Genomic DNA, 6409 nt, shown 5'->3' with positions numbered 1-6409 from the left:
GCGGCGAAGGCGGCCCTCGAATCGCTCGCGAAAACCGCGGCCGCCGAGCTTGCGCCGCGCGGCGTGACCGTCAATTGCGTAGCGCCCGGCTATACGCGCAAGGACCGCGGCCCGAGCGCCGACAACGTGGCGGCATGGGCGCACGCCGCCGAGGCGACACCGCTCGGCCACGTCGCCGAACCGACCGACATCGCCGCGCTGATCGCCTTCCTGCTTTCCGGCGAAGCGCGTCACATCACCGGTCAGGTGATCCATATCGATGGCGGGCTCACGCTCGGCTGAGCCGCGTCCCTCGCCACGCAGCGCGCAACAACGTGCGCGCAAAATCGTGCGTACGACAGCCGGCACGGCACCGGCCACCCGCGCCGCCCCATCGAGCACCGGCCGCTTGCCGCGTCTTACATCGGAAAGGATTCGAAAGCCGGACACGCTTTGCCCGGCCCGCGCGGATCACTAAGATGCCCTGAATGAACCAGACCATCCTGATCGTCGACGACGATCCCGTCGTGCGCGAACTCGTCAGCGAATATCTGCAAGGGCGCGGCTTCAAGGTCGTCGCGCTCGAACACAGCATGGCGCTGCAGCGCAGCCTGCTTGAGGAACGCCCCGCGCTCGTCGTGCTCGACATCATGATGCCGGAGCTCGATGGCATCAGCGCGCTGCGGGCGTTGCGCGTCGCCGGCGACGACCTTCCCGTGATCCTGCTGACCGCCCGCGCCGAGCCGATCGACCGCGTGATCGGCCTCGAACTCGGCGCGGACGACTATCTCGGCAAGCCGTTCGAGCCGAGCGAACTGGTCGCGCGGATTCGCACCGTGCTGCGGCGTCGCGGCACGGTTGCGCCGGGCGCGCCCGAGCAGCGCGCGCCCTATCGCTTCGGCCACTTCGAAGTGAATTTCCCCGAGCGCGAGCTGCGCCGCGACGGCGAACGCATCATGCTGCGTTCGAGCGAATTCGCGATGCTGAAAGTGTTCGTCACGCATGCGATGACCGTGCTCACGCGCGCGCAATTGCTCGAAAAACTGCGCGGCAACGACGAGACGCATCGGAATCGCAGCCTCGACGTGTCGATCTGGCGTTTGCGCCGGCTCATCGAAGCGGACCCGTCGGCGCCGCGCTATGTGCAAACGGTGTGGGGACGCGGTTACGTGTTCGTGCCCGATGGCGAGATCGGCGCAACCGGGCGCGGGCTCGCGCCGCCGCTCCGGGAACACTGAAACCGGGGCTCGAAACGCCGCGCTTCCGTGCGCCGGCGCAGTGCGCCGCATCGGCCGGCCACAACCCCGGCAGCCCGTCGAAGCAGTGCTAAAGTAAGCGCTGGTAAGCGTTGCACCTTGCGTCGCGCGCCGGCAAGTCCCGCGTCACACCGTAAGCATTGGTAAGGAAACGCCCGGCCGCCTGCCGCACGCGCCCATCTAGAATTTCGCCATGAATCCACAGGTCCTCATCGTCGACGACGATCCGGTCGTACGCGATCTGCTTTGCAAGTTTCTGCAGTCGAACGGCTTCGATGCGTCCGTGCTGCACGACGGCACGCATCTGCAGCGCCGTCTCGAACGCGAGCGGCCGTCGGTCGTCGTGCTCGACATCATGATGCCGAACACCGACGGCCTGCGCGCGCTCACCGCGCTGCGCGCCGCCGGCGACGACATTCCGGTGATCTTCGTGACCGCGCGCGGCACGGTGGCCGACCGCATCGTCGGCCTCTCGCTCGGCGCGGACGACTACCTGACCAAGCCGTTCGATCCGCGCGAACTGCTCGTGCGCATCCAGACCGTGCTGCGCCGGCGCGGGCCGTCTACCACGAGCGCGCCCGAAGCGCGCAAGCGCTATCGCTTCGGGCCGTTCGAACTCGACTTCACCACGCGCTCGCTGACCCGCGACGACGCGAAACTGCCGTTGCGCGACAGTGAATTCGCGCTCCTGAAGATTTTCGTCAACAACCCGTACAAGGTGCTGTCGCGCGTGCTGATTCACGACCTCGTGCATCGCGACAACCTGGCCTTCCGCGACCGCAGCCTCGACGTGCCGATCTGGCGTCTGCGCCGCGTGATCGAGGACGACCCGTCCAATCCGTGCTACGTGCAAACGGTACGCGGCAAGGGCTATGTGTTCGTGCCCGACGCCAGCAGCGCGCCCTTCGAGGACGAGGCCGCCCCGAGCGCATGAAAAATCCGCTGAACACGCTGTTCGGCAGAATGGCGTTGCTGTCTGCCGCGGTGTTGTTCGCGATTCAGGCAAGCTGGTTCGTGCTCGTGACGATGCAGCCGCCGCGCCATGAAATCGACGGCTTCGCGCGCGGCATTCTGCTCGTGCTGCAGGCGATCAACGGCGAGCCGATCAAGGGCGCCGCGCTCGCGCCCGCAATGCGTGTGCATCTCGTGCCCACCTGGAACATGCCGACGAGCGTGCATCTGCATGAGCCGAAGGAACGTCTGCTGATCGAACTGGGCCAGCAGTTGCGCGAGAACCTGCCGGGCGGCACGCAGATCGCCGTCGACGATCTGCGTCCGCCGCAACTCTGGGTGCTGTTTCCGGGCAAATCGAACTGGGTCGTCGTGCCGGTCGACGTGCCGCCGCCGCCGCGCTTTCTGGTCGAGGCGGTCTCGATGCTGCTTGCCGCGCTGATCCTCTCGCTATTCGCGGTCTGGCAGATGCAACGGCCGCTCTCGCGCGTCGCCGACGCGGCCCGCGAGTTCGGCTCGGGCGTGCGGCCCGAGCCCGTGCCCGTGCAGGGCCCTCGCGAGCTGCGCGATCTGATCGGCTCGTTCAACGACATGATGCGGCGCCTCAACGAAGCCGGCGACGACCAGGCCGTCATGCTGGCCGGCGTCGCGCACGATCTGAAGGCGCCGCTCACGCGCCTGAAGCTGCGCGCGAGCGTGCTGGTCGAGGAAAGCGAGCGCGCCGGCCTGATTCGCGACGTCGATTCGCTGACCAACATCGTCCAGCAGTTCCTCGAATTCGCGGGCCAGTCGGCCGACGCCGGGCCGCCTGTCGAAGTGGACGAGTTCCTGCGCGAGCAGTTTTCCGCCGGTGAAAACGCCGGCGGCGCGGAAATGGCCGAAGCCGCCGACACCGCCGAAGCGCCGCTCTTCGCGCTCGATCTGCGCGCCGGAGCATCGTTCACGCTACCGCGCACGCTGCTCGACCGGCTCGTCACGAACCTCGTCGACAATGCGCTCGAACACGGCATGCCGCCGGTCGAGATCGCGACCGCGCGCAACGACGGGCGCTGGACGATCCGCGTGCGCGATCATGGCCCCGGCATTCCCGACGACCGCATCGCCGCCGCGATGAAACCGTTCGTGCGGCTCGACGCCGCGCGCGGCGGCGAAGGTCATTGCGGCCTCGGCCTCGCGATCGTCGCGCGGCTCGCGCATGATCGCGGCGGACGCTGCCAGGTGCGCAATCATGCGCGGGGTGGACTCGAAGTGCGGATCGAATTGCCGGTGAATGTGGCGGTGACTTGAGGATGACGCGGCAAGCGGCGGCGCGGCCAACCCGAGCGGCGCGGCGCCGGCACATGGGCGAGGCGCGCTCGAACAGACGCCGCCCGCTCATGCTCACGCACACACGCGGCGCCATGCGCTTACACGCCCTTACCGGATCGCCTTCGGCACTGGCTACGGCTTTATAGTCGGCCTTGGCAACCTCAATGCCGCCCTTCTCCATCCGCCCATGCCCTTGGGGCGGATTTTTTTTGCCCGGCCTTTTTGTCCGGTTCTTTTTGGTGCCGCCCTTGCCCGCGCTGCTCCTGCCGCGCGGCTTCACGGCCGATCGCCGTGCGGCTCAGTCCACGAGCCGCTTAGTGCACACGTCGCTCAGTGCGAGCCGGTTACCTCAGTGCACAAGCCGATTACGCAACGCGTCGATCGTCGCAGCGGAAAGACCGAGCCCTTGCGTCAGATAGCCGGTCATCGTGCCGTAGCTCGCCTGCACCTGCTCGAAACCCGCTTGCAGATAGCCTTCCTCGACGTCGAGCAACGGTGCTTCGACCGTGGCGACGGCGGCGCCGTCCTGCACGCGCAGCGTGGCCGTTTGCGCGGCGATCGATTGCGCGAGATAGGTGTTGCTGAGCAGATAGTCCTGCATGATGACGTCGAGCGGCACGTTGGCGATGCTGAGCAGCAGCGCCGCGACCCAGCCCGCGCGATCCTTCCCCGCATTCGAATGAAACAGCTGCGCGCCCGCGCCGTCGGCGAGCGCGGCGAGCAACGTGCCGTACGCGGCCCGCTGCGCGTCGCCCGTCACGTAGGCACGCGCCTGCGCCTCCATGAACGCGACGGCGTCCGCGGACGTATCGAAGGTGGGCGCAATGAAGTCGTTCGTGCCGAGCACATTGAGCCGGCGCGCGAACGCGCCGGCCGGCAGGCTGTCGGGATTGCGCGCGATTTCGGCGGGCGTACGCAGGTCGTAGATCGCTGCGATGCCGACCTTGTCGATCGTCGCTTCGTCGGCGCTGCTCAAGGTCAACGCATTCGAGCGATAGAACGCGCCGCGGCGCATCTGCTTGCCGTCGACGGTCGGATAGCCGCTGCCCACGCCCGCGAGATCGCGGAAATTGGTGACCGATGCGAGGCGCGGCGTCTCCACCTGATTGGGGTCGAGGCTGCCGCCGCACGCCGACAGCAGCGTGCTGCCGAACCCGGCGGCCAGCAGCGCGCCGGCCGAACCCCAGAGGAAACGCCGCCGCGCTACCGACGTTTCGCCCGACGCGTCATGGCCTGCCTGCACGGTCGTGCTGGCAACAAGGCGGAACGGCGAACGGTTTTTCGCGAAAACGGGCATCAGGGGTGACGGTAAGGAAGGGGGCGTGCAGCCGGGCTGCAGACGCAGTTTAACGTTCGTCAATAACTTTTGCGTTACACCGTAGTAGGCGGTAAGGAAAAGGGCGAGATCAACACAGCCTTTCGCGAAGCGCGTACGGCAGCGTGTGCGGGACCGGGCAGAGGCGACGCGCCGTTCTGAAACCGATTTCCGCCAGCTTGCGTGTCTTATCGGTGATTACGCGATCGTTACCGCTCGATGCCATTTTTGCCACATCCGACCGCACGACGCCGCATCCCCGTAAAATACAGAAAACCTATCGTTCAGCCCCCGCAGGCAAAAGAAACCTGGAGACCACAACAAAACATGGCTTCTCTCCAATGGTTCACCGAGTTGTCTCCGCGCGAGCGCCGCACGCTTTATGCCGGCTTCGGCGGTTACGCGATCGACGCGTTCGACTTCATGATCTACTCGTTTCTGATCCCGACGCTGATCGCAACATGGGGTCTGAGCAAAAGCGAAGCGGGGATGATCGCCACCAGTTCGCTGATCTCGTCGGCGCTCGGCGGCTGGCTCGCCGGCATTCTAGCCGATCGCCACGGCCGCATCCGCGTGCTGCAATGGACGATCGCCACCTTCGCGATCTTCACCTTCCTGTCGGGCTTCACGCAGTCGTTCTGGCAGCTGCTCGCCACGCGCACGCTGCAAGGCATCGGCTTCGGCGGCGAGTGGTCGGTCGTGACGATCATGATGGCCGAGACGATCCGTTCTCCGCAGCATCGCGCGAAGGCGGTCGGCACCGTGCAGAGCAGCTGGTCGTTCGGCTGGGCAGCCGCGGCGATCGTCTACTGGGCCGCGTTCGCGCTGCTGCCTGAAGAGTACGCGTGGCGCGCCTGCTTCTGGATCGGCCTGCTGCCCGCCGCGTGGATCATCTACATCCGCCGCAACGTGAGCGACCCGGACATCTTTCTGGAGACGCGCCGCGCGCGCGAAAGCGGCTTCAACACCTCGCACTTCATGCAGATCTTCTCGGCCGCGCATCTGAAGACGACGCTGCTCGGCAGCGCACTGTGCACCGGCATGCTCGGCGGCTACTACGCGATCACGACGTGGCTGCCCACGTACCTGAAGACCGTGCGCCATCTGTCGGTGTTCAACACGAGCGGCTATCTGATCGTGCTGATCGTCGGCTCGTTCGCCGGCTATATCGTCGGCGCGATTCTGTGCGACCGGATCGGCCGGCGCGCGTCGTTCGTGCTGTTCGCGATCGGCTCGTTCGTGCTCGGCATGGTCTACACGATGCTGCCGGTCACCGACACGATGATGCTCGCGCTCGGCTTCCCGCTCGGCATCGTCGTGCAGGGCATTTTCGCGGGTGTGGGCGCGTATCTGTCCGAGCTGTATCCGAACGAGATACGCGGCTCGGGACAAGGCTTCTGCTACAACCTCGGGCGCGGCGTCGGCTCGTTCTTTCCGATCCTCGTCGGCACGCTCGCGCAGGGCATGACGCTCGTGAAGGCGATGGGCATCGTCGCGGGCTCCGGCTATCTGCTCGTGATCGTCGCCGCGCTGTGCCTGCCGGAAACGAAAGGCAAGGTGCTCGGCGCGAGCCGCTCCGCCGCCTGAATTCGCCGTACAT

6 protein-coding genes are annotated in these 6409 nt (G+C 66.6%); 5 read left to right on the top strand and 1 reads right to left on the bottom strand.

What is annotated here, in order from left to right; translation table 11 throughout:
• From GXB81_RS08135 to GXB81_RS08120, 4 genes are all read left to right on the top strand, one after another.
• Positions 1–282: SDR family oxidoreductase (locus tag GXB81_RS08135; RefSeq protein ID WP_205988802.1), on the top strand; the 282-nt coding region annotated here is incomplete at its 5' end.
• A gap of 185 nt (positions 283–467) precedes the next feature.
• Positions 468–1217 carry a response regulator gene (locus GXB81_RS08130; protein WP_205988801.1) on the top strand — a complete coding sequence of 250 codons (750 nt, stop codon included), beginning with the start codon at positions 468–470 and terminating at the stop codon, positions 1215–1217.
• Between the two features lie 211 nt (positions 1218–1428).
• On the top strand, positions 1429–2169 hold the full coding sequence (locus GXB81_RS08125; protein ID WP_167045530.1) for a response regulator: 741 nt from the start codon (positions 1429–1431) through the stop codon (positions 2167–2169).
• A complete protein-coding gene (locus GXB81_RS08120) occupies positions 2166–3473 on the top strand; it encodes an ATP-binding protein (RefSeq protein WP_205988800.1) in 1308 nt (435 codons plus the stop codon). Before GXB81_RS08125 ends, GXB81_RS08120 begins: the two co-directional genes overlap by 4 nt.
• Positions 3474–3843: 370 nt before the next feature.
• Here GXB81_RS08120 and GXB81_RS08115 read toward each other — a convergent pair whose 3' ends face one another.
• Complete coding sequence (locus tag GXB81_RS08115; protein WP_205988799.1) at positions 3844–4791, bottom strand: tyrosine-protein phosphatase; 948 nt, start codon at positions 4789–4791, stop codon at positions 3844–3846.
• A 345-nt stretch (positions 4792–5136) separates the two neighbouring features.
• On the opposite strand from GXB81_RS08115, the gene GXB81_RS08110 reads away from it, so the two are divergent.
• Positions 5137–6396 carry an MFS transporter gene (locus GXB81_RS08110; protein ID WP_167045520.1) on the top strand — a complete coding sequence of 420 codons (1260 nt, stop codon included), beginning with the start codon at positions 5137–5139 and terminating at the stop codon, positions 6394–6396.
• The last annotated feature ends 13 nt before the right edge of the window (positions 6397–6409 follow it).

It is taken from the genome of Paraburkholderia sp. Ac-20336, assembly GCF_017105025.1.
Classification (GTDB): domain Bacteria; phylum Pseudomonadota; class Gammaproteobacteria; order Burkholderiales; family Burkholderiaceae; genus Paraburkholderia.
The sequence above is the reverse complement of the archived record's forward strand: the minus strand, read 5'-3'. Positions and strand labels throughout refer to the sequence as shown.

Excerpts from the sequence above, each read along its gene's own strand:
- GXB81_RS08130 (WP_205988801.1), top strand. The coding sequence starts at position 468 with ATGAACCAGACCATCCTGATCGTCGACGACGATCCCGTCGTGCGCGAA.
- GXB81_RS08125 (WP_167045530.1), top strand. The coding sequence starts at position 1,429 with ATGAATCCACAGGTCCTCATCGTCGACGACGATCCGGTCGTACGCGAT.
- GXB81_RS08120 (WP_205988800.1), top strand. The coding sequence starts at position 2,166 with ATGAAAAATCCGCTGAACACGCTGTTCGGCAGAATGGCGTTGCTGTCT.
- GXB81_RS08115 (WP_205988799.1), bottom strand. The coding sequence starts at position 4,791 with ATGCCCGTTTTCGCGAAAAACCGTTCGCCGTTCCGCCTTGTTGCCAGC.
- GXB81_RS08110 (WP_167045520.1), top strand. The coding sequence starts at position 5,137 with ATGGCTTCTCTCCAATGGTTCACCGAGTTGTCTCCGCGCGAGCGCCGC.